Raw genomic sequence first — 21,823 nt, forward strand, 5'->3', positions numbered from 1 at the left:
TCGCCCGTCGGGCTCCCGGCCAACAGGCTCCCGGCCGCCGGCTCCCCGCGGTCGCCGGTCTGGTTCCCGCCGGACGGGCGCACAACAGCCGAATCCTCACCGGCCGGGCCCTCACCAGCCGGGCCCACAGCCGTCGAGCTTCCGCCGGTCGGGTTCGCGCCCGTCAGCTCCTCACCGTCGCCGCTCTGATCCCCGCCGGACAGGCTCCCGGCCATCGGCTCCCCGCCCTCGCCGCTCCGATCCCCGCCGGACAGGCGCACAACAGCCGAATCCTCACCGGCCGGGCCCTCACCAGCCGGGCCCACAGCCCGCGAGTTCCCGCCCGTCGGGCTCCCGGCCACCGGATCCTCACCCTCGCCGGCCTGGTTCCCGCCGGACGGGCGCACAGGAACCGGATCCTCACCGGGCGGCCCCACAGCCGTCGAGCTTCCGCCGGTCGGGTTCACGCCCGCCGACTTCTCGCCCGACCCGTTCCCGCCCGTCGGGCTCCCGCCCACCGGATCCTCACCCTCGCCGCTCTGATCCCCGCCGGACAGGCGCACAGCAGCCGGATCCTCACCAGCCGGGCCCACGGCCGCCGAGTTCTCGCCCGTCGGGCTCCCGGCCGCCGGGTCCTCGCCGTCGCCGGTCCGGTGCCCGCCGGGCGGGCGCGCGTCCGGCGAGTCTTCGGCCGCCGGGTTCTCGTCCCGCCGGCTGTCGCCCGTCGGGTTTGCGTCCATCCCGTCCCCCTGTCCGCCTGGTCCCCCACCCGTCCCCGTCCCGCTCGCGGAGCCGTCTACCTGGCCATACGCTCCACAACGTGACGTCCTCCCTGATCCGGGGCCGGGCCCGGCGCGCCTCCTCCTCGCACCGACGGGCGCGGGTGGCGCATGCGGTGCTGGGCACTCTGGTGGGAGCGGGGTGGCTGGTGTCACCGGTGATGACGGTCGCGGTCCACGCTCCGGTTCCGGTGGCGAGCGTCTCCGCCCCGCAGGAGGACGGGACGTCGGCGGCCGACCTCGTGCTGCCGCTGATCGCCGGGGCCGCGGCCGTGTCCCTGGCCGGGTACGGCTACCTGCGGCGTACCCGGCGGGCCCGGACCCGGACGACTCCGGGCACCGTCCCGGCACGGCCGCCCGCGCCCACCCCGGCCGACTCCGAGCGTCAGGCCCGGGCGGCACTGCGGCTGGCCGACGACTGCGTGCGGACCAGCGGGGAGGAACTGTCCTTTGTACGGGAGCTGTTCCCGGAGAAGCAGACGGAGCCGTTCGCACATGCGCTGCGGGCCGCCGAGACGGAGCTGTCGGCGGCGTTCGCGATCTGGCGGCGGTACGAGGAGGGCGTCCCGGAGGAGGCGAGCGCGCGGCGCCAGGCGCTGGTCGGGGTGATCGGCCGCTGCGCGGAGGCCGGGCGCCGGCTGGACGCGGAGGCGGAGGCGCTGGACCGGCTGCGGGGGATGGGCGAGGAGCGGGGGGTGGGGGCGGCACTGGTGGTGGCCGAGGAACGGTTCCGGGAGCTGACGGCTCGGGCGGTGACCGCGCAGGGCACCCTGGCGGCCCTGCGGGAGCGGTACCCGCCGTCGGCGGTCGGTCCCGTCACCGCGTACGTCGAACAGGCCAAGGACCGGCTGGTGTTCGCCACCGCCCGGCTCAACGAGGCCCGCCAGGCCGTCGACGCGGGCGAACCGCGGCGGGCCGCCCGGCAGCTGCGTGCCGGGGAGGGCGCGGTGATCCAGGCGGGGGTGCTGGTGGACGGAGTGGAGCGGCGCGCGGCGCGGCTGCGGGAGGCGGCCGGGCTGGTACCGGCGGCGCTGACCGGCGCGGAGGCGGAGCTGGCGGCGGTCCGGAACGGGACCGGGACCTCGCTTCCCCCGGGTGAGCCGCACCCCCGGACGGCCTACGCCGACGGGGTGCTGGCCGCGGTCCGCGGAGAGCTGACGGGCGGCCCGTACGATCCCCTGGACGCGCTGCGCCGGATCACCCGGGCCGTCCAGCGGTCGGCCGGGGCGGCGCGCGGCGGGGTGCTGGACACGGCGGCGATGCTCGTCGCGCGGAGTTCCGTGGCCGGGGCGGAGGAGTTCGTCACGGTGCACCGGGGGGCCGTGGGCACGGAGGCCCGGGCCCTGCTGGCGGAGGCGGTCCGGGAGCTGGGCGCGGGCGACACCGCCCGGGCCGACGCGGCGGCCCGGGCCGCACGGGAACGGGCCGCAGGGGACGTGCGGTCCCACGACACCCCCCGCACCGATGCCCACGCGGCCGGCCTCACCAGCGCTCTCCTCGGCGGGATCCTCCTGTCGGACGCCCCGGAGCCCGACCAGCCCGCCGCCTTCGGCGGCCCGCTGAGCCGCGCGCGCCACACCGCGTGAGCCGACGCCCCGGGTGCCGCGCCCCCACCGAGTCCGGGGGCGATGCCGGTCAGAAGAGGCTCAGCAGCGCCTCCGCCGGGTCGGTGAGGGTTCCTTCCCCGCCCGGCAGCGGCAGTTCGAACCACACCGTCTTGCCGCGGGGCGTCCGGCGGGAACCCCAGGCCGCGCTGAGGAGACCGACCAGTTGCAGGCCCCGGCCGCCCTCGTCGGTGTCCCGGGCCCGCCGGCGCCTCGGCTGGACCAGTCCGGAGTCCCAGACCTCGCAGACCAGCGTGCGGTCGAGCAGCAGCCGTAGTCTGATGTCCCCCTCGCCGTACCGCAGCGCGTTCGTCACCAGCTCGCTGACCAGCAGTTCCGTCGTGTCGACCAGCGGCTCCAGGTCCCAGGACAGCAACTGTCCGCGGGCGTACTCCCGGGCCCGGCCCACGCTGCGCGGCTCCCGGGGCAGGGTCCAGTCGCCGACCGAGTCGGCGGGCAGCCCCTGCACCCGGGCCATCAGCAGCGCGATGTCGTCCTCGCCGTGGTGGGTGTCCAGGGTGCTGAGGACGTGGTCGCAGACGTCCTCCAGCGGGCGGGAGGGGTCCGTGAGCGCGCCGATGAACGCCTGCAGGCCCTCGTCCAGGGGGTGGTCGCGGGACTCCACCAGGCCGTCCGTGTAGAGCGCGAGCAGCGCGCCCTCCGGGAGTTCGACCTCCACCTCCTCGAACGGCTCGCCGCCCACCCCGAGCGGCATCCCGGGCGGCACGTCGAGCATGAGCGCCGCCTCGCCGGGCTCGACCAGGACCGGCGGCAGATGGCCGGCGTTGGCGAACGTACAGCGTCGGGTGACGGAGTCGTACACGGCGTACACGCAGGTCGCCAGGTACACCTCCGAGAGGTCGGCGTCCCGGGGCTGACGGGCCGTCCGGGTCGCCTGCTGGACACCGCCCGGCGTGCCGAGCCCGCGCGCGATCTCGTCCAGCGCCGAGAGGACCTCCGCCGGTTCCAGGTCGAGCAGGGCCAGTGTGCGTACGGCCGTACGCAGTTCGCCCATCGCGACCGCCGCCCGCAGCCCCCGCCCCATGACGTCCCCGACCACCAGGGCCGTGCGGTGTCCGGGGAGTTCGATGACGTCGAACCAGTCGCCGCCCACCTCGGTCGCCGCGTTGCCCGGCAGGTAGCGGCAGGCGATGTCCAGGCCGGAGGCCTCGGGGTCGCCGGGCGGGAGCAGGGAGCGCTGCAGTATCAACGCCCGTTCGTGCTCGCGGCGGTAGAGGCGCGCGTTGTCGATGCAGACCGCGGCGCGCGCCGCCAGTTCGACGGCCAGGTCCCGGTCGCGGTCCCCGAACGGCTCACTGCCCTTCGTACGGGCGAACTGCGCGAGCCCCACGACCGTGTCGTGGGCGACCATCGGCACGGCCAGCGTGGACTGCACGAGGCCGCCCTCCTCGGCGGGCACGTGTTGCGGCCGGGCGGTGCGCAGGGCGTCCGCGCAGGGCGAGTTGAAGGGGAAGTGGTGGACCGCGCCGACCTCGACGGCTTTCCCGGAGCCGGTGAACGGCGCCCCGGACACGGCGCTGGAGAAGGCGACCCGGCGCAGTTCGGCGCTGCCGTCGGCGAGCCCGGGCGGGGTCTCGTCGCCGGCCAGCAGTCCCTGGTAGAGGTCGACGGTGGCGAGGTCGCAGAAGCCGGGGACGACGACGTCGAGGAGTTCGCGGGCCGTGGTCTCCAGGTCGAGGGAGTTCCCTATGCGGGCGCCGGCCTCGTTGAGCAGCGCGAGGTTGCGGCGGGCGGCGGCGGCCTCGCGGGCGGCGGCCCGGCGGGCGGTGATGTCGGTGCCGAGCCAGGCGATGCCGATGGGCCGGCCGGTGCCGCTGTGCACGCGGTAGAGGTTGACCGACCAGTGCCGGCGTTCCTCCGAGCCCGGGACGAAGCCGGTGACGTGCATGTCGGTGATGGACTCGCCGGTCTCCAGCACCCGCCGCAGGGTGGCCGAGACCCGCTCGGCCTCACCGCGCAGCAGGTAGTCGTGAACTCCCTTGCCCCGGTGGTCGTCCGGGGTTCCGCCGAAGACGGAGGCGAACCGCATGTTGGCCCGGCGGACGCGCAACTCGGCGTCGATCAGCAGGAATCCGAAAGGGGACTGTCCGAAAATCGCCTGCGAGGCGGCGAGATCGGTCTCGATGCTGCGCAGCGTCCGGACGTCCACGACGATGCAGACGGCGGCCTTCTCGCCCTCGGCGGTGCGGGTCGGCATGACGTAGACCTCGGCCAGCCCCTCCTCGCCGCGCGTGCCGTCCGGCCGGTCCGGCATCCGGAACGGCACCACCCCGGTCCACTCGCGCCCGTCGAGGATTTCGGCCATCTTCCGCTGGCCGCGGTCGCGCAGGTCGGGGTCGACGAAGGCCTCTATCGGGTCCATGCCCACGGCGCGTTCGGCGGGGATCCCGAAGAGCTGCTCGGCGCGCAGGCTCCACTGGTCGACCAGTCCGCCGGGGCTGATGGAGAAGGACGCGACCTTGATGTAGTCGTAGATCGAACCGGGCGGACTGCTCTGCCACATGGCGTCACCGGGCGCCGCCGCAGCCTCCGCGGTCTGGCTCCTCGCGCCGTCCGACGGGTCCTCGGACTCCGTGGCCTTCGCTGGTATCTCGCTCACGCGAACCGTCCCCTCCAGCTCACCGCGCCCGGCACCGGTCACCGGGGGCGGCTGCCCGCAGTATCCAGCACTACGGCGCCGCACGACACGGTGTTCACGATCACAGCTCGGTCCAGGTGTTTTTCGGACCGGTTCGTGACAACACTTCCACTCTTCTAACCAGGGAACACACCGTCGAACCACCCACCGTCGGGGCGTGTGCGCCCCCGGCGCGCACGATGGACGGCACGCCGACGGCTGTACACCCCCGTGCCCCCGCGGCTGCCGCGGCGTCACCCGGGTACCGCCAGTTCGAACCAGACGGTCTTTCCGCTCTCGCCGGGCTCGGTGCCCCAGCGGCGGGAGGAGCCGGCGACCAGCTGGAGGCCGCGTCCGCTCTCGTCCTCGGGGTGCGCGACACGTTCCCGCGGCGGGTCGGGGAGCGGGTCGGAGACCTCCACCCGCAGCGTGTCGCCGATGCCGGCCGGGCGGACCAGCCGTACGCCGATGGGGCCGGCGGCATGCCGCAGCGAGTTGGTGACCAGCTCGCTGACCAGCAGCGCGGCGAGATCGGCGAGGCACTCGAGGTGCCAGCTGCGCAACTGGCCCCGGACCGCCGCGCGGGCGGCGCGCACCGCGCCTGGTTCCGCCGGAAAAGTCCACTCGGCGCAGTCGCCATCGGTGTCGATCACGCCGATCACTTCCCAGGCCAGTGAGCCCACCCATGCCCGGTTTCATGGGGTTAATGGGCACATACCCGATATCGAGGCGGCAGTACCGCGCGAGAGGGCGCACGGTGGCACCTCCGGCGTACGGGGCGGCACCTGGAGGTCACCGGGGCCCGCTGCGGGGGTTCACCGCGGAGGTCCGTCGCGGGATCGGCCGTGGCCGGCCGCGCCCATGCGTCGGCGGCCGCGCCTCGGAGACCGGCCGCACGCGCCCCTCGCGGTGCGTAGCCCGCACCCCTCGCGGGGCGGGGGCTACGCATCCAGGCCAGGCGAGGGCCACGCCGTCCTGCCGATCGGAACGAGGGCTACGCCTCGCCCCGCCATCCGGCCGCCACCTCGCGCACCGCCGGCACGTCCTGGTCCAGCCACGGCACGTCCCACAGTTCGGCACGCGTCAGCCAGCGCAGCTCGTCGTGATCCTCAAGAGGGCGGGGGCCGGGTGAGCCCGGGCGCAGCCGGGCGGTCCACACCTGGAGGACGTACGGCGTGCGCAGCGGCCACTCCCCGGGCACGGGGCCGAGCGGCTCGGCGTCGACGCCCAGCTCCTCGCGCAGTTCGCGCACCAGCGCGTCCTGGGGCCGCTCCCCCGCCTCGACCTTGCCGCCGGGCAGCTCCCAGCGCCCGGCCAGGTCGGCGGGCGCGCTGCGGCGTGCGGCCAGCAGCCGGCCACCGTCGTACAGGGCGGCTCCCACCACCACGATCCGTTCCGCTCCGGGAGTCGTGCGCGTCATGGAGCGGAGCCTACGGGAGCGCGCGCCCGGTCAGTTCTGCGCGCCGTCCCGGTTCTGGCCGATGCGCTCGACCCAGTAGAGCTGCTTGTGCCCCCGGTCGTCGAGGCTGTCCGCGATCTCCTGCGCCTCCGCGCGGGTCGCGTACCGGCCGACGCGGTAGCGATTGCCGTTGTCGTCCTGCCGTATCACGATCCAGGGAAGGGAGACCGTGCCCTCACTCATGGCTCCCACCGCCCGCGTTCCTTCTCGCACCACCCCACCTGCTTCCCGTCTCGGGTCCCCGCAGTGCCCCGCCTAAGGAAACCGCAGTCCGCATATGCCCGAGCGTACGCCCAACCTTCACGCAGCGAATACGACTTTTCACAAAGAGGTACGCAACCAGCCAGAACGCCGGGGGCGCACGGGACCGAATGCGCCGCCCGGAACTCCGTCGGCTCGGGTCGGGGGCATACCGGAGCAACCGCCGGTCACCTGCCAAGACGGCCGGATCGCTGCGGCGCGCGAGAGGCCGGTGGGGTGCCGGTCCGCGGGGGCGACCGCGCGCGAGGCGCACGAGGTGTGCGCTACCTCACGCCGAGGGGGCCGTCGGCGTGCCGCCCGGGCGGGGGCGGCCGCCTGCCGGGGAGGTCACTTGACGGGCAGGTGGTAGGCGACGCGGTAGCGGTCGGCCGGGATGACGACGTCGGCGGTCTCGACCGGGCGGCCGGAGGCGAAGTACGTGCGCTGGACGACCAGGACGACATGGCCCGGGACCCCGCCGAGCAGGTGCAGCTCCTCGGCGAGGCCGGGGCGGGCGCCGACCTCCTCGGTGACGTTGTCCACGATGACGTCGATGGCCCGCATGCGCTCGACCACGCCCATCCCGCCGAGCGGACCCTCCTCGGGCAGCATCACGGGGGTGCGGCCGGTGACGGCCAGGGGCTCCCAGGAGGTGGAGAGCATCATCGGCTCGCCGGCCTCCCGGAAGAGGTACTTGGTGCGCATGACCCGGTCCCCGGTCCGGATCGCGAGCCGCTCGGCGATGGCCGCGCCGGCCTCGGCCTGCTCGCTGCTGGACTCCCAGGTGCCGCGCACCGAGGCGTCGGCCTGCTCCTGCCGGAACGGGGTGGCGCCGCCCGCCGGGCGGTATCCGGAGCGGGCCACCCTGCGGGGCACGGGCCGCTCGCGCACGTACGTCCCCGAGCCGGAACGGCCCTCGACCAGGCCCTCCGCCATCAGCACCTTGCGGGCTTCGAGCGCGACCGTGTCCGAGACGCCGTACTCCTCCCGGATGCGGGCCTGGGAGGGGAGACGGGTGTGGGGCGGGAGTGAACCGTCGACGATCTTCTTGCGGAGATCACCCGCGACGCGCAGGTACGCCGGCTGCTCACCGAAAGTCACTGGCCGCTCCCCTCAGGTTGTACAGACAGCAACAGCCTGGCAACCGTGGGTTGTGCCATGCAAGCGAAGGCCAGAGAATCACTCGATGTGATGACAAAAGGCCGGGGAGGGCTTTACCCAGGCGGTTCCTCCCCCGTATAGGCGTGTTCTCACACCTGGGCGCTCGTGCCGGCTCCGTCGTCGCCCCGCGGGACGGTGGTGGCGAGCCCCAGGACCGTGCGCACGGCGACCGTCCGCCGGGGCTCGAGGAGGTCGAAGCCGGTGTCGTAGTGCGTGTAGAAGGTGTCCGCGTCCGCGGCCCTGGCGGCCTTCGCCCACTCCGCGCGCGCCCTGTCCAGGTCGGCGGCGAGCGCGGCGACCGGCTTGCGGGCGCCGGCCGGCCAGTCGTGCGCGCGGAGCATCCCGGCCTGCTCTTCGAGCGCGGTCGCCACCCGGCCCGCCCACGCCTTGTGCCCGGGCAGGTCGTCCTCCACGTACCTCTCGTCCGGGGCGGTGTCCATGGCCGCGTTGAGGACGTGCGCGGCCTTCAGATAGGCGACCTGGTGGGCGTCGAGGACGGTCTCGTCGTTGCGCAGCGACCCGGTGAGGTCCTCGCCCTCGTCGGCGGCGCCGAACACGCAGGTGACCTCGCGGTCCCCGGCGGACCAGCTCTCCCCGGTCGGCGACAGGTAATAGACGTCGACATTCTCCGGGACCGCCCAGCCGTCCATCGCGTAGCCGTCCTGGAGGCCCCGGCAGCGTTCCTCGGCGGTGTCGGCGACCGCGTCGTCGCCGGGGTAGGCGCCGCCCGGCAGCCGGAAGGAGGCGAACACCTCCCCGTCGTGCGCGCCGGTGCACTCCACCTTGTCCACGTCGTAGGTGTCGCCGGTCAGCGCACCGTCCGGCGCGTCGAAGCACTCGCCCTTCGCGAGGGAGATCGTCGTGCCCTCGCGTGCGCCCTCCTTGAACCCGTGCCATATCTCCGCCGCGCCGCCCGTGGCGATCAGCAGCGCCCACAGCGCGAGTCCGACCCCGGACAGCACCGCCCCGCCGACTGCCAGGCCCGTCCCGCGCTCGCCGCGCCGGCGGATCTGCCGCAGCGCCACCAGCCCGAGGACCAGCCCCACCCCGGGCAGGAAGCACAGCACCCCGAGCACCAGGGAGGCGATGGCCAGGCCGTTGACGGGTGCGGGGTGGTTGTACGGGCTGTAGCCCTGGCTCCACGGCTGGTAGCCCGCGGGTTGCGGGTACGGCGGCGGACCGTACGCCCCCCGCGGCTGCGACGCGGGGGGCCGGAACGGCCCTTCCGGCTGGTGGGGGCCGGGAGGCGGAGGTAGGGACACCGGTACCGTGCTCCTGGATCGGGCGGCGGCAGCACGGGACCGGGCGGCCGTCCGGCGGCTGGACTGACGTACGACTGGCCGCATGGTAAGCGGCACACGAGCGGGGGCGGAATGCGGGTGGGGACGGGGCGGGACGGCGGGACGGGGGCGCGGCCGCCGGTGAACCGGCCCGGTGAGCGGGCCGGGGTGCGGGGACGTACGTGAACAAGGGGGAAGCAGGAGTGAGCAGCACCGTGGGGGAACGAGTGAGCAAGGTGACCGAGGAGACGGTCCGGTGTGTGAACGGGCTGACCGCCCGCTGGGCCGGGGCCCTGGCCGAGGGCACGGTGTTCTCCGCGCCGGGCGTCTGGCCGCTGCTGGCCTTCCTCGCCGACGGCGCGGCCGGTCCGGCGCGCGCCGAGCTGGCGGGCGCGCTGGGCGTACCGGCCGAAAGGGCGGCCGGTGCCGGACGGGAGTTGCTGGCGGCGCTGGCCTCGGTGTCCGGCCTGGACGCGGCGCTCGGCCTGTGGACGCACCACGGGCTGGCCCTGCGCGAGGAGTGGCGGGCCGGGCTGCCCGCCGGCGCCCACGGGGTGTTCGGGGACGACCTCGTCACCGCGCAGGAGCGGCTGGACGCCTGGGCGGCCGAGCGGACCGGCGGGCTGGTGGAGCGGATGCCGGCGACGCTGACCCGGGAGGCGCGGATGGTGCTGGCCACCGCCCTGGCGCTGCGCACGACCTGGCGCCAGCCCTTCACGGAGCAGCCGCTGCGGCCCGGCGCCGGGCCCTGGCAGGGACGTACCCTGCGCGGCCTGCACCGGCGCAGCGTGCGGCCCGACCGGGTGGGGGTGACGGGTACGCCGGACGGTTTCGTCACCGCGCTGACCGTCCCCGGGGACAACGGCGTCGACGTCCACCTGGTCCTGGGCGAGGAGCGCATGACGCCGGGTCAGGTGCTCGCGGCCGGCGTCGGCATCGTGAAGCGCGGCCTGCCGCTGACCGCGGGCGGCGCGCTGCCGCACGGGCACGTGGGCCCCGGTCTGCACGTGGAGCAGCAGCCGGCCACCGCGCCGGAGCCGAGGACGCTGGACGTGACGACGGTGGCGTACGAGGTGCGGGCCGACCACGACCTGCTCGCCCTGGCCGGCCTCTTCGGCCTCACGGCGGCCATGGACACCGGTGCCGGCCACTTCCCGGGGGTGAGCCCCTACCCGCTGGCCGTGGGGGAGGCCCGCCAGTCGGCCGTGGCCCAGTTCGGCGCGCTCGGCTTCCGGGCCGCGGCGGTGACGGCGGTCATGCCGGTGCCGGCCGGGGCGATGCCGCAGTACCGCTACGAGACGACGGTCGTCCGGGTCACCTTCGACCGCCCCTTCGCCTTCCTCGCCGTGGACCGCGACTCCCGCCTGGTGCTGGCGGCGGGCTGGGTGACGGAACCGGCGCCGTACCCGGTCCCGGGTGTTCCGGGGGCCCCGCCGGCGCGGTGACCCGCGGGAGCGCGGGCGGGAGGGGGCCGTACTCCGCCGGGTACGGCCCCCTTCGCGTGCCCGTCGTGCGTCACGCCGAGGCGGTGTCCGTCTCCGTCGGCCGGGTGGCGGCGGGGTGGGCGGCCGGGGCGGTGCCGGGGCGGGCGGCCCCGGCGCGGGTGCCGGGGCGGGGCGGGTCGCGCAGCACCGTCGCGGCGACCACCAGGGCGCCCAGGACGAAGCCGGAACCGACCCGGAAGGCCAGCTGGTACCCCTCGGTCAGGGCGTGCGCGCGGGCGGTTCCGTCACCCAGGGCGGTGCTGGTGTGCGAGGCGGCCAGCGTGCTCAGGATCGCCAGCCCGAGGGAGGCACCCACCTGCTGCATGGTGTTGAACATCCCCGAGGCCAGTCCCGAGTCCCGCGGGGTCGCACCCGACATGGCCAGGCCGGCCAGCGACGGCATCGCCAGGCCGAAGCCGATGCCGAGCGGCACGGTGGCCGGGAACACGTCGGTGAGGTAGGCGCCGTCGGCCGAGACCTGCCCGAGGAACGCGAGACCGCCGGCGATCAGCACCAGCGCCCCGAGCAGCACGGTCCGGGGGCCCGCCCTGGCGATGAGGCGCGGGGCGAGGAACAGCGACATCAGGCCGATGAGCAGCGAGACCGGGACCACGCCGAAGCCGGTCCGCACCGCGTCGAAGCCGAGGACCTTCTGCATGTACAGCACGGCCAGGAACTGGAAGCCGAACATGCCGGAGATCATCAGGGTGTGCGTGCCCAGGGCGCCGGAGACGTTGCGGATCGTGAACATCCGGGGCGGCAGCAGCGGGTCCGCGGCCTTGGCCTGGCGCAGCACGAACGCCGCGAGCAGGACGAGGGTGGCGAGGCCGGAGCCGAGGGCGGGCGGGGAACCGAAGCCGTGGTCGGCCGCCTCCACGACGGTGTAGACGGCCAGCATGAGCGCGGCCGTGACGAGGACGGCGCCGAGCGCGTCGGCGCTCCTGCCCGTGCCGGCGCCCTCCTCGGCGCGCAGGTGGCGCAGGGCCGTGAGGACGGCCACGGCACCGATCGGCACGTTCACGAAGAAGATCCAGTGCCAGCCGACGGTCTGCGTCAGCACACCGCCCAGCAGCAGGCCGAGCGTGCCGCCCGCGGACTGCACGAAGCTGTAGACGCCGATCGCCCTGGCCCGTTCCCCGGGCCCGGTGAACAGGGTGACGACCATGGCCAGCGTGACGGAGGACGTGACGGCGCCGCCCACCCCCTGGGCGAAGCGGGACGCGAGCAGCGTGGCCGGACTCTGCGCCAGTCCGCACAGCAGGGAGGCGGCGGTGAACACGGCCAGGCCGGTGGCGAAGACGCGCTTGCGGCCGAAGAGGTCACCGAACCGGCCGGAGAGCAGCAGCAGGCCACCGAAGGGGATCAGGTACGCGTTCACCACCCAGCCGAGGTCCGACGGGGAGAAGCCCAGGTCCTCCTGGATGGACGGCAGCGCCACGTTCACGATGGTGCCGTCGAGGATCACCATCAGCTGGCCGGCGCAGAGGATCGCCAGCGCGAGCCGGCGGGACGCGCCGTCGCCCGCTCGCAGGCGCGGGACGTGAGCGGACATGGAACTCCCCCTCGGTGGTTTCACTTTGTTACGGGGTCCATCTTGTGTAACGTCAACGGCCCGCGGAAGGAGGCACTTTTATGTCTCGGGGTCACACGGATGTGACGGAGCAGGCCGACAACCCGGCGTGCCCGGTCAGCGAGGTCCTGGAGCGGGTGGCCGGCAAGTGGGCCATCGGAATCCTCGTCGCGGCGGCGAAGGGCCCCGTGCGCTTCAGCGAGCTGGAGCGCGGCATCGAGGGCATCAGCCGCCGCATGCTCACCCTCAACCTGCGCAAGCTGGAACGCGAGGGCCTGCTGGTGCGCACCGTCTACCCGACCGTTCCGCCCAGGGTCGAGTACGAGTGCACGGGGATGGCGCTGGAGCTGTACGAGACCCTGCTCTCCCTCGTCGACTGGGCCAAACGGCACAGCGGCGACATCGCCCGCGCCCACGCGGTGTACGACGCCGCGCACTCCCCGACCGTCCCGGCCTGACGCCCCTGCGGCTCCGCACCGCGCCGGGCGGGGCCGGTCGAGCGGCTAGGCGCCCAGTCCCGCGCCGTGGGGCAGGCGGAAGGGGACGGTCTGCCAGGGGCTGTCGGAGCGGGTGGCCAGGGTCGGGTGGGCGGCGAGCATCTCCCGGTACCAGCCGCCGAACCGCTCGTCGTCGAAGTGCAGGCAGCGGCCCAGCGCGTAGCCGGCGGAGAAGTCCCGCCAGGAGGTGTGCGCGGCCCGCGCGGCCCCGCTCGCCTCCACGACGGCCTCGCGCATCTCGGCGCGGGTGGCGAACCGGGCGCCGCAGCCCCAGCGGGCCATCATCGAGGCGCGGCCGATGTCCCAGGCGGCCACGGAACGCACCGCGGCGTCCGGCGCGAGCAGGCCGTCGGCGCGGAACCTGCCCTCGTAGCGCAGCACCTCGCCGACCGGGCCCACGACATGGGCGACGAACTGCTCCCGGTCCGGGCCGATCTGCTCCGGGCCCTGCGCGGCACGCTCCCGCAGGGCCGTCCCGACGTACGCGCGCCACGCGGTGGCGTCGACGGCCTGCAGCCGTCCGCCGGTGTGCCGCTCGGCGAGCGCGGTGCGCGCGTCGAGGACGAACTCCCAGTACCCGGGGGAGACTTCCCGGTCCAGCAGCCGCTGCTGGATGGACCGGCCCAGACCGTGGCAGTGCGGGTTGTTCCAGGCCTCGCCGTTGACGAAGCACATGTGCGCGCCGAGGGCCAGCCCGTGCAGGAGCGGGCCGGGCGAGGGCGCCCCGGAGCGCAGGGTGACGAGCCGCTCGGCGCGGCCTTCCTCGTCCCCGTGCTCGTTGTGCAGCGCCCGCCACACCTGGCGCTCCTCCGCATCGGCCGCCATGAGTATCGGGACCGGGGTCCGGTTTCGACCGCGATGCCGTCGACGCCGTCGGGCAGGCCGTCGGCCAGGTCGCGCAGCGTGTACGACTGGAAGACCGGGTACGGATGGGGGCGCGGGAGCAATCCCCGGGCCCCTCCTCCTCGTACCGCTCGCGCCGAGCCGCCCGCTCACGCCCTCCGCACACCCACGCCCCCTCATCCGCGATCCTGACTGCGGTCACTCCGACTTCCGGGGCTGGAAGGACGTCGGTCACGCCGGGAGCCGGGCGGGGGCGGGCGGCTCCGCCGACGGGGAGGCCGCCCGGGTCCGCGAGGCGGCACGCGGGCTGACGCGCGCCCCGCCCGGGCTCAGTCCTCGATCACCGGATTGCACGGCGACAGGAACGGATCCAGCCGCTCCTCGACGGTCCCCCTGCGCATCACGCGCACCCGGAACGCGTTGTCGGCGTTCGGGATGTCGCCGTCGTCCGAGCGGTCGTAGAGCATCCCCCACGAGCCTGGGAACCGGCGTGCGATGTAGGCCAGCAGTTCGTCCACCTGTGCGGCCTCGTAACCGACGTGGTTGGTGTGGCCGGTGGCCGTGACGACGTCCAGCCCGTTGAAGACGTCGAGCGCGACCTTGCAGCTGGAGCCCCACCGGACCGCGTCGATGTGCGCACGCAGCTCCTCGACACCCGCCTTCAGGGACCGCGGGTCGTCCTCGTACGGGTCCTCGGAAATGCCGAACCAGCCATGGAACTCGTACATGTCCTCACTCCAGCGGAGTCGTGTCGATCACCGGCTCGACGCCGTACCGGCGTCCGTATTCCTGGAGCTTATCGATCACCCCTGGTCCGGGCGGTCCGTCGAAGTGGAAGTACGGCGTGCGGCCACTCTGGATCGCCGCCTCGAACGTGGCCTGCGCCTGCTTGCGGAACTTCTTGTTCAGGGTGAAGTCCTTGGGCTTCGCCTGAGCCACGTAGTCGTCGCTGATCGCGTCGAACTCCCGTCCGTCCGGGTCGTTGGCGAACCTCCTGCGGGGCGCTCCGCCGAGCTTCTCGGCCAGCTTGTCCGCGTCCGGGTCGGGCTTGTTGACCTCGATGAGGTCGCCGAGCCCCCCGTTGTCCTCGTACGGCGCGAGGCCCAGCGGATCGCTGAACCGGTGCGGGTTGTGCACGTACGCCGTCGGGTTGGGCGCGGGCGCCAGGCCCAGCGGGTCGGGCGTGGTGTACCGGGCGGTCTGCGGGTCGTAGTAGCGGTGGTGGTTGTAGTGGAGGCCGGTCTCCGGGTCGAAGTACTGGCCGGGGAACCGCAGCGGTGTGTACGCGGACGCGTCGGCGTTCCACGTCGTGATGCCCCACAGTGTGGTGCGGCTCTGCCAGGCGATGCGCCCGTCCTCGTCGATCAGCTCGGTCGGGCTGCCGATGAGGTCGGTCGCGATGGCGAAGAACCGCGTGTCGATCTCCCGCCGGGTGGCCGCGTCGGTGAGCCGTTCCGTCTGGGCGACCGGGGTCAGGCCCTCGTGGTCCCAGGTCAGCGTGGTGTGGTGGGGCAGCTCGCCGGGGACCTCCGTGGTCTGCTCCGCGAGCACGGGACCGTCCCACACGAAGCGGGTGCGCTCGGCCACCGTCCGGCCGTCGGCCGCCATGCGCTCCTTGGCGACGCGCCGGCCGAGCGGGTCGTACCGGTAGCGCCACAGTGTGCCGTCCGGGGTGGTGACCTCGGTGAGCCGGTCCTCGGCGTCGTACGTGTACGACCACACGTCACGCTTCTTCGACAGCCGGGTCTTCGAACGGCGGACCAGCCGGCCGGCGTCGTCGTAGACGTAGCGGTTGGCCCCGGCCTCTGTGATCCGGGTGCCGGCGTAGGAGCGGTTGCCGCGGGCGTCGCCGCCGGCGTGCCGGTCCGGCCAGGCGGCGGAGACGGTGTTGCCGCCGCTGTCGTACGCGTAGGACTCGCTCCACCGGCCGGCCGTGACGGCGGTGACCCGGCCCGTGGCGTCCAGGCCGAAGCGGCGCGGGCCGCGCAGGGCGTCGTCCACCGCCACGAGATGGCCGTCCTCACGGTAGGCGTACGTCCGCAGGTTCAGCCGGTGGCCGCCGCGCGCGACCTCCTGGGCGGTGAGCCGGCCTGCGGCGTCCCAGTCCGACGTCAGCGTCAGCGTCGCCCCGACGCTGCGGGTCAGCTCACGCCCCGCGGCGTCACGTGTGAACACGATGTCGTGGCCCGCGACGTTCAGCGCGGTGGCACGGCCCACGCTGTCGTGCGTGTAGGAGGTGACATGGCCGCTCGGGGTGACCCGCCGGGTGCGGCGCCCGGCCGCGTCGTACGCGAAGGACAGCACCTGCCCGTCGACCAGCTCGGCCTTGACGTGACCCCGGTGGTCGTACGCGTACATCAGCTCCGCGTCGGGCCCGCTTGCCCGCAGCAGCCGGCCCGCGGGGTCGTACTCGTACGTCGTCACGGCGCCGCCGGCGTCCTTGCGGACGACCTGGCCGAGCGCGTCCCGCTCGTAGCGGACGGCCGTGCCGAGCGGGCTGGTACGGGTCAGCACCCGGCCGAGCGGATCGACGTCGTAGGTGACGGTGCGGCCGTCGAAGTCGGTCTCGGCGACGAGGTGGCCGGCCGGGTCGTAGGTGTACCTCCAGCGCAGCCCCAGGGGATTGCGGACCTCGGTGAGGCGCAGCTCGGTGTCGTGCGTGAACTCGTGGCGGGTTCCGTCGGGGTCGGTGCGGGCCGTGAGCAGGTCGAAGTGGGTGTACTCGAAGGCCGTGGTGCCGCCCTCGGCGTCGGTGTGGCTGAGGCAGTTGCCCTCGCCGTCGTACGTCCACGTCTCCACGGCGCCGTCCGCGGCCGTGAACCGCGCGAGCCGGCCCTCGGGAGTCCACTCGAAGCGGGCGGTTCCGCCGCTCGGTCCGGTGCGCTCGGTGATCCGGCCGAAGGCGTCCCGCACGTACGTCGTCGTCGCGCCGTCCGGGGTCGTCTCGGCGACGAGCAGGCCGGCGGCGTTGTGGCGCAGCAGGGTCGTGGCGCCGAGGGGGTCGGTGACCGAGGTGACGTGCCCGAGCGCGTCGTGCGTGTAGCGGGTGGTGCGCCCGGCGGGGTTGGTGACCGCGACCCGGTTGCCGCGTTCGTCGAACTCCTGCTTCCAGCGCAGCCCGCCCGGCTGGACCAGCTCGACGGGGCGCCCGTCGCCACTGTAGGCCGCAGTCTGCACGCTGCCGTCGGGGCGGGTCGTGGAGACCAGCCGGCCCCGGTCGTCCCAGCGGAACTCGGTGCGCCCGCCGAGGGGGTCGGTACGGGACAGCAGCCGGTCGTCGCGGTCGTAGGCGTACCGGACCGTCGCGCCCGTGGGCCAGGTCTCGGCGACCACCTGCAGGTGGCTGTTGACCGTGTAGCGCCAGGTGTGGCCGAGGGAGTCGGTGACCGTGGTGGTGGTCAGGCCGGTGTCGGGGTGCGGGTCGCTGTAGTGGAACTCCGAGCGCAGATGCCCCTCGGCGCCGGTCTGGGACACACACCGGTCCCCGTCGTCGTACACGAAGCTGTAGCGGGAGCCGTTGGTGTCGGTCCAGGCGACGATGCGGCCCTCGGTGTCGTAGTCGAACCGGGTGGGAACGCCGGAGGACCTGGCGACCTCGGTGAGGTGGCCTTCCTCGCTGTATCCGTACCGGGCTATCTCGGTTCCGCCGAGGCTGAGCGAGGTGATCCGGCGGTTCTCCGTGGTGAACGTGAGGCGGTAGCCCCCCGAGTGGGTGAGGGCGAGCGGGGCGCCCTCCTCGTCGTACTCGACGGTGATCGTACGACCGTTGCGGTCGGCGATCTCGGCGAGCGGCGCGCAGCCGTTGCCTCCCGGCTCGGCGCCGGACGGCGCGAGGAAGTGCCGGACGAGACCCGTGTCCGGGTCGGTGAGCGTGTAACTGCCGTCGGTGTGCCGTTCCAGCGGCCAGCGCGGCCCCGCCTCGGGGAGCACCGGCGTGCCGGGGGCGGGGTGCGGATAGGGGACGAGCAGGTTGTCCTCACCGTGGAGGACAACACCGATCGGGTCGACGGTCAGCCGCTGGTCGATCGTGGACGACCAGCTCTCACCGAACCAGCGGCCCGCCCGGTACGAGGACTCGAAGTCCCTGCGGAACAGCAGCGGCAGGCTGCCCGGCAGCGAAACGTCCTGCTGCGGCAGGAACATGCGGCCGGTCGCGAAGTCGACGGGCTCACGGCCGCACCGCTTGCCGTCGGGCCTGCGGACGGTCTCCCTGAGCCTGCGGGCGCGGCGCGCCTTGGCGGCGTCCGAGAGGTCCTCCGCGAGCCGCGCGCCCTTCGCGGCGGCTCCGGCGCCACCCGTCGCGACGGTGAGGATCGCGTCCGGCACCAGCGTGCCGAGGCCTTCCGCCGGGTCCTTCATGAAGTTGTCCAGCATCTGCTTGCCGGTGCCCCAGGGGTCGTTGGCGACCTGGACGAGACCGGCGACGGTGCTGTTGAGGTTGGTGACGTACTCGGCCGGATGCGTGATGTTGTACGGGTCCAGCGGGTCGAGGCCCCGGACGAAGTTCACGATGCCCGCGGCGCCCTTGACCACACCCATGCCGAAGTGGGTCTTCATCAGCTCGGCCTCGTCGAGACCGTCCTTGAGCTGGTCGGCGTAGGAGGGCTTGGGCGGGGCCGCGTCCCGGGCCTTCTGCACGGCTTTGCGGGCGGCCTCGGCGGCGGAGTTCCGCTGCTTGCGCGCCTCGGCCAGGATGTCCTGCGCCTCCTGCATCTTCGCCTTGCCGGGGTCGGAGAACTCGCCCGGCTTCGGCGGCAGTGTGGCGGGGTCACGCTTGTCGGCGGGCGTCGCGTTGTACTTCTCGACGGCGCTGTTGTAGCCCTCGACCTTCTTCTTGTGCGCGTCAAGGGCGTCCGCCGAGGCCTTCGTGCCTTCCTTCCACTTGTCGATGGCGAGCTGCGCCTGGCCCTGCGCCCAGGTCACCGTGTCCGCGAACGACTCCAGGGCCTTCGCCGCCTCCTCGAACGCGTCCGCGCCCTTGTACCACTTGGGCGGCTCCAGCTTCACCGTCCCGCGGAACGCGTCCGCCGCCCGGCCGCGCAGGGAGTCCGAGTCGAGGCCTTCGAGACCGAGCCCGACATCGTTGAAGGAGTCCGTGAAGTGCCGCAGGTGGGTGGCGGTGGAGCGCAGCTTGCCCGGCGAGCCGTAGACGAGCTTGGTCTTGTCCTCGGTCTGCCCGAGGTCCAGCTCGTCCACCTGGGCGCCCATCCGGTTGGCCAGGGACCGCGATTTGTCGCGCACCCAGTCCGCACCGGACTCCCAGCCGACGTCGTCGAGCCGGTCCGCCGTCCAGTTGCCGGCGTCCTCGATCCGGTTGCCGGCCCACTCGACGCCGTCCTCGACCGCGTCCTCCACGACATCAGGGGTGATGTCGCTGAGGTAGTCCCCGATGCCCATGCGTCAGTGCCCCCCGCCGTTGCCCTGCTGCTGCTGTTCGGCCAGCTCCTCGGGCGACGGCCCGAACGTGTCGTCCACGGCCTTGTCGAACTGGTCCTGGTCGATGCCGAGGAGGTCGTTGAGCCTCCGCGTCCGTTCGCCGCCCTCCCCCTCGGTGAGCAGCGCGCGCCCGGTGTCCTTCCAGGTCTGGGCCATTTCGTCACCGGCGCGGTCCCACGACTCGGCGCTCCAGTCCGGGTTCAGCGCGTCCGGTGTGAACACCTGGCCCCAGCTCTGCCCGGCGATCTCCTCCTCGGAGGCGTACGGGCTGCCGCCGGCGACCGAGTTGACGCCGTACTTCAGCGCGCTCTCGACGTACTGGTCCTCCTCCCACAGCACGCCCGCGGCCAGGCCGAGCTTCGCCGCGATGGCGTTGGCGTCCTGGATCAGCGCGCGGACGCCCCACTCCCACCGCTCGCAGAAGTCCTCGAAGTCCACGGACAGGCCGTGGTGCCCGGCCTCCATGCCGGTCATCGCCAGTTCGGAGAAACCCTTGCCGAGCACCGCTCCGGTGCTCGTACCGATCTCCTTCAGCTCACCGACCGCGTTGTGCAGGCCCTGAGTGAGCCGCTGGACGGTGTAGGCGTCGACATGGAGGTCCTTCGCCCCGTCACCCATCAGACGGCACCCCCCGCGGTCGCGCCGGTCGACCCGGTCCCGCCGACGGGCCTGGCCGGCGCATCGACGGCGGCTTCTTCCGGAACGATGCCCAGGACGGGCGGGAAGAGCATGGCCCCGTAGGGGTCGGCGACGTCGACGGCGATGCCCGCGGGCTCGCCCATCGCCGGGATGACCTCGTCCAGCAGCCGGGCGCCGAGCAGCTCGGCGAACTCCCAGGGCCGCGCGCTGTCCTGCGCGCTTCCGGACTCCCTCGCCCGCTCCTGCGCGAAGCGGGCGAGGGCCTCCTCGCCGGTGAACGCGAAAACCCAGCGCACCCCGCCGAACCGCCCCGTCCACAGCCCGCCCCGGTCCAGCGGGACGAGCAGGCAGGCCCGCCTCAACTCCCCGAGGAGCGCCCGCGGATCACCCGTCCCGGCCCGCCGCTCGGCGATCCGCTCGGCGAGTGCAGTCCCGTCACGCACTTCCGTGCCTCCCCCGACATCGTCGACAACGTGCTCCCACAGAATCCACGTCCCGCCCGCACCGATGGTTCCCGGCCATTCCGCTCCTGCCCCGAATTCCCTTCTGGACGGCGGCATGATCACCACGAGGACACGTCGGACGCTGTGTCGCCACACTCCAAGGAGGCTCGTGCGACCGGAAGGGTCGTGTGCGGGTGCCGGGTGCCGCGCGGCTGGCCCGTGGTCTACACGCACTTCATGGACGGAGCCTGGCGGCCCGCCTGCGCGAAGGCCGGCATGGCGAGGGGTACCGGACCTCACGCCCTCCGGCACCACTACGCCAGCCTGCTGATGAAGCCCGGCGAGTCCGTGACGACGGTCTCCGAGCGCCTCGGCCACACCGACGCGGCCATGACGCTGAACATCTACACCCACCTGTGGCCCGGCTCCGAGGAGGGGACCCGGGCCGCCGCCGACAAGGCGTTGGCGGACCAGCCCGCCGATGCCCGACCGCGGGCCGGCGAAGCGGCACAGGCCGCTGCCCCGCGCGCCGGCCGACGTCGGCACGCTGCGGACTCCGTGCGCACCACAAAGGCCGCCCGACCCGCTCTGTCGCAGGTCAGACGGCCTTTCGCCGAACGGATCACACGTTGAAGCGGAACTCCACCACGTCCCCGTCCTGCATCACGTAGTCCTTGCCCTCCATGCGCGCCTTGCCCTTGGCGCGGGCCTCGGCGACCGAGCCGGATGCGAGCAGGTCCTCGAAGGAGATGACCTCGGCCTTGATGAAGCCCTTCTGGAAGTCGGTGTGGATGACACCGGCCGCCTCGGGGGCCGTGGCGCCCTTCTTGATGGTCCAGGCGCGGGATTCCTTGGGGCCGGCCGTCAGGTACGTCTGGAGGCCGAGGGTGTCGAAGCCGACACGGGCGAGGGTGGCGAGGCCGGGCTCGTGCTGGCCGACGGACTCCAGCAGCTCCAGGGCCTCCTCCTCGTCCAGCTCGGCGAGGTCGGCCTCCAGCTTGGCGTTGAGGAAGATCGCCTCGGCGGGGGCGACCAGGGCGCGCTGCTCGTTCTTGAAGTCCTCGTCGGTCAGCTCGTCCTCGTCCACGTTGAAGACGTAGAGGAAGGGCTTGGTGGTGAGCAGGTGCAGGTCGTGGAGGAGCTCCGCGCGCTCGGTGCCCTGGACGATGCCCTGGGAGAAGAGGGTGTCGCCCTTCTCCAGGATCTCCTTGGCCTCCTCGACCGCCTTGACCTTGGGAGCGAGGTCCTTCTTGATCCGGGACTCCTTCTGGAGGCGCGGGAGGACCTTCTCGATGGTCTGGAGGTCGGCGAGGATCAGCTCGGTGTTGATCGTCTCGATGTCGTCCTTGGGCGAGACCTTGCCGTCGACGTGGACGACGTTCTCGTCCTTGAAGGCGCGGATGACCTGGCAGATCGCGTCGGACTCGCGGATGTTCGCGAGGAACTTGTTGCCCAGGCCCTCGCCCTCGGAGGCGCCGCGCACGATGCCGGCGATGTCCACGAAGTCGACGGTGGCCGGGAGGATCCGCTCCGACTTGAAGATCGACGCCAGCTGGGCGAGACGGCCGTCGGGCACGCCGACCACGCCGACGTTCGGCTCGATCGTGGCGAACGGGTAGTTGGCCGCCAGCACGTCGTTCTTGGTCAGGGCGTTGAACAGGGTCGACTTGCCGACATTGGGCAGGCCGACGATTCCGATCGTGAGCGACACGTTGCGACTTCCCGTTGTTGAGTGGGCCAGGGGCTGCCAGGGGCCAGAGACCGACACTGG

17 protein-coding genes are annotated in these 21,823 nt (G+C 73.5%); 4 read left to right on the forward strand and 13 right to left on the reverse strand.

The window, feature by feature from the left end; genetic code table 11:
• The first annotated feature begins 799 nt into the window (after positions 1-799).
• Positions 800-2,344: a hypothetical protein gene (locus tag ACZ4VF_RS16905; protein ID WP_467926683.1), complete on the forward strand. Its 1,545-nt coding sequence runs from the start codon at positions 800-802 to the stop codon at positions 2,342-2,344.
• A gap of 49 nt (positions 2,345-2,393) precedes the next feature.
• Here the strand turns inward: ACZ4VF_RS16905 and ACZ4VF_RS16910 are convergent, their stop codons facing one another.
• The 6 genes from ACZ4VF_RS16910 to ACZ4VF_RS16935 form a co-directional block, all read right to left on the reverse strand.
• The gene (locus ACZ4VF_RS16910) at positions 2,394-4,982 is read right to left on the reverse strand and encodes a SpoIIE family protein phosphatase (protein WP_467926685.1); all 2,589 of its coding nucleotides are present in this window, start codon (positions 4,980-4,982) and stop codon (positions 2,394-2,396) included.
• Positions 4,983-5,254: 272 nt separating this feature from the next.
• Complete coding sequence (locus tag ACZ4VF_RS16915) at positions 5,255-5,683, reverse strand: ATP-binding protein (protein ID WP_467926686.1); 429 nt, start codon at positions 5,681-5,683, stop codon at positions 5,255-5,257.
• A 311-nt stretch (positions 5,684-5,994) separates the two neighbouring features.
• Positions 5,995-6,420: a (deoxy)nucleoside triphosphate pyrophosphohydrolase gene (locus tag ACZ4VF_RS16920; RefSeq protein WP_467926687.1), complete on the reverse strand. Its 426-nt coding sequence runs from the start codon at positions 6,418-6,420 to the stop codon at positions 5,995-5,997.
• Between the two features lie 30 nt (positions 6,421-6,450).
• Positions 6,451-6,642, reverse strand: coding sequence for an SPOR domain-containing protein (locus ACZ4VF_RS16925; RefSeq protein ID WP_467927352.1), 192 nt, complete (start codon positions 6,640-6,642; stop codon positions 6,451-6,453).
• Positions 6,643-7,047: 405 nt separating this feature from the next.
• Positions 7,048-7,800: a GntR family transcriptional regulator gene (locus ACZ4VF_RS16930; RefSeq protein ID WP_467926689.1), complete on the reverse strand. Its 753-nt coding sequence runs from the start codon at positions 7,798-7,800 to the stop codon at positions 7,048-7,050.
• Between the two features lie 149 nt (positions 7,801-7,949).
• Positions 7,950-9,122, reverse strand: a complete 1,173-nt coding sequence (locus ACZ4VF_RS16935) for a DUF4190 domain-containing protein (RefSeq protein WP_467926690.1) — start codon at positions 9,120-9,122, stop codon at positions 7,950-7,952.
• Between the two features lie 221 nt (positions 9,123-9,343).
• Here ACZ4VF_RS16935 and ACZ4VF_RS16940 point away from each other — a divergent pair, with 221 nt between their 5' ends.
• Positions 9,344-10,585 (forward strand): serpin family protein, encoded by a 1,242-nt coding sequence (locus ACZ4VF_RS16940; protein ID WP_467926691.1) that lies wholly within the window; start codon positions 9,344-9,346, stop codon positions 10,583-10,585.
• 70 nt (positions 10,586-10,655) lie between these two features.
• Here ACZ4VF_RS16940 and ACZ4VF_RS16945 read toward each other — a convergent pair whose 3' ends face one another.
• On the reverse strand, positions 10,656-12,176 hold the full coding sequence (locus tag ACZ4VF_RS16945) for an MFS transporter (protein WP_467926693.1): 1,521 nt from the start codon (positions 12,174-12,176) through the stop codon (positions 10,656-10,658).
• 80 nt (positions 12,177-12,256) lie between these two features.
• Between ACZ4VF_RS16945 and ACZ4VF_RS16950 the strand changes: the two genes are divergently transcribed.
• Positions 12,257-12,652 (forward strand): winged helix-turn-helix transcriptional regulator, encoded by a 396-nt coding sequence (locus ACZ4VF_RS16950; protein WP_467926694.1) that lies wholly within the window; start codon positions 12,257-12,259, stop codon positions 12,650-12,652.
• 45 nt (positions 12,653-12,697) lie between these two features.
• On the opposite strand, the gene ACZ4VF_RS16955 is transcribed toward ACZ4VF_RS16950, so the two are convergent.
• The 5 genes from ACZ4VF_RS16955 to ACZ4VF_RS16975 all read right to left on the reverse strand — a co-directional run bounded on the left by ACZ4VF_RS16955 (position 12,698) and on the right by ACZ4VF_RS16975 (position 20,052).
• Entirely contained in the window at positions 12,698-13,516 is an 819-nt protein-coding gene (locus ACZ4VF_RS16955; protein ID WP_467926695.1) for a DUF1266 domain-containing protein, read from the reverse strand.
• A gap of 347 nt (positions 13,517-13,863) precedes the next feature.
• Positions 13,864-14,262: an Imm7 family immunity protein gene (locus ACZ4VF_RS16960; RefSeq protein ID WP_467926696.1), complete on the reverse strand. Its 399-nt coding sequence runs from the start codon at positions 14,260-14,262 to the stop codon at positions 13,864-13,866.
• Positions 14,263-14,266: 4 nt separating this feature from the next.
• Positions 14,267-18,931 carry a putative T7SS-secreted protein gene (locus ACZ4VF_RS16965; RefSeq protein WP_467926698.1) on the reverse strand — a complete coding sequence of 1,555 codons (4,665 nt, stop codon included), beginning with the start codon at positions 18,929-18,931 and terminating at the stop codon, positions 14,267-14,269.
• Between the two features lie 3 nt (positions 18,932-18,934).
• Complete coding sequence (locus tag ACZ4VF_RS16970) at positions 18,935-19,591, reverse strand: hypothetical protein (protein WP_467927354.1); 657 nt, start codon at positions 19,589-19,591, stop codon at positions 18,935-18,937.
• A complete protein-coding gene (locus tag ACZ4VF_RS16975) occupies positions 19,588-20,052 on the reverse strand; it encodes a hypothetical protein (protein WP_467926699.1) in 465 nt (154 codons plus the stop codon). Before ACZ4VF_RS16975 ends, ACZ4VF_RS16970 begins: the two co-directional genes overlap by 4 nt.
• 237 nt (positions 20,053-20,289) lie before the next feature.
• Between ACZ4VF_RS16975 and ACZ4VF_RS16980 the strand changes: the two genes are divergently transcribed.
• Positions 20,290-20,685, forward strand: a complete 396-nt coding sequence (locus ACZ4VF_RS16980) for a tyrosine-type recombinase/integrase (protein ID WP_467926700.1) — start codon at positions 20,290-20,292, stop codon at positions 20,683-20,685.
• Here ACZ4VF_RS16980 and ychF read toward each other — a convergent pair.
• Positions 20,675-21,763, reverse strand: a complete 1,089-nt coding sequence (ychF, locus tag ACZ4VF_RS16985) for a redox-regulated ATPase YchF (RefSeq protein WP_467926701.1) — start codon at positions 21,761-21,763, stop codon at positions 20,675-20,677. The two genes, ACZ4VF_RS16980 and ychF, sit on opposite strands and share 11 nt — an antisense overlap.
• Between the last annotated feature and the right edge of the window lie 60 nt (positions 21,764-21,823).

The organism is Streptomyces sp. NPDC029151, assembly GCF_055564315.1.

What these genes read in the sequence shown, in the direction of transcription:
- ACZ4VF_RS16920 (WP_467926687.1), bottom strand. Translation starts at nt 6,420, where the DNA reads ATGACGCGCACGACTCCCGGAGCGGAACGGATCGTGGTGGTGGGAGCC.
- ACZ4VF_RS16925 (WP_467927352.1), bottom strand. Translation starts at nt 6,642, where the DNA reads ATGAGTGAGGGCACGGTCTCCCTTCCCTGGATCGTGATACGGCAGGAC.
- ACZ4VF_RS16945 (WP_467926693.1), bottom strand. Translation starts at nt 12,176, where the DNA reads ATGTCCGCTCACGTCCCGCGCCTGCGAGCGGGCGACGGCGCGTCCCGC.
- ACZ4VF_RS16950 (WP_467926694.1), top strand. Translation starts at nt 12,257, where the DNA reads ATGTCTCGGGGTCACACGGATGTGACGGAGCAGGCCGACAACCCGGCG.
- ACZ4VF_RS16955 (WP_467926695.1), bottom strand. Translation starts at nt 13,516, where the DNA reads ATGGCGGCCGATGCGGAGGAGCGCCAGGTGTGGCGGGCGCTGCACAAC.
- ACZ4VF_RS16960 (WP_467926696.1), bottom strand. Translation starts at nt 14,262, where the DNA reads ATGTACGAGTTCCATGGCTGGTTCGGCATTTCCGAGGACCCGTACGAG.
- ACZ4VF_RS16965 (WP_467926698.1), bottom strand. Translation starts at nt 18,931, where the DNA reads ATGGGCATCGGGGACTACCTCAGCGACATCACCCCTGATGTCGTGGAG.
- ACZ4VF_RS16980 (WP_467926700.1), top strand. Translation starts at nt 20,290, where the DNA reads ATGGACGGAGCCTGGCGGCCCGCCTGCGCGAAGGCCGGCATGGCGAGG.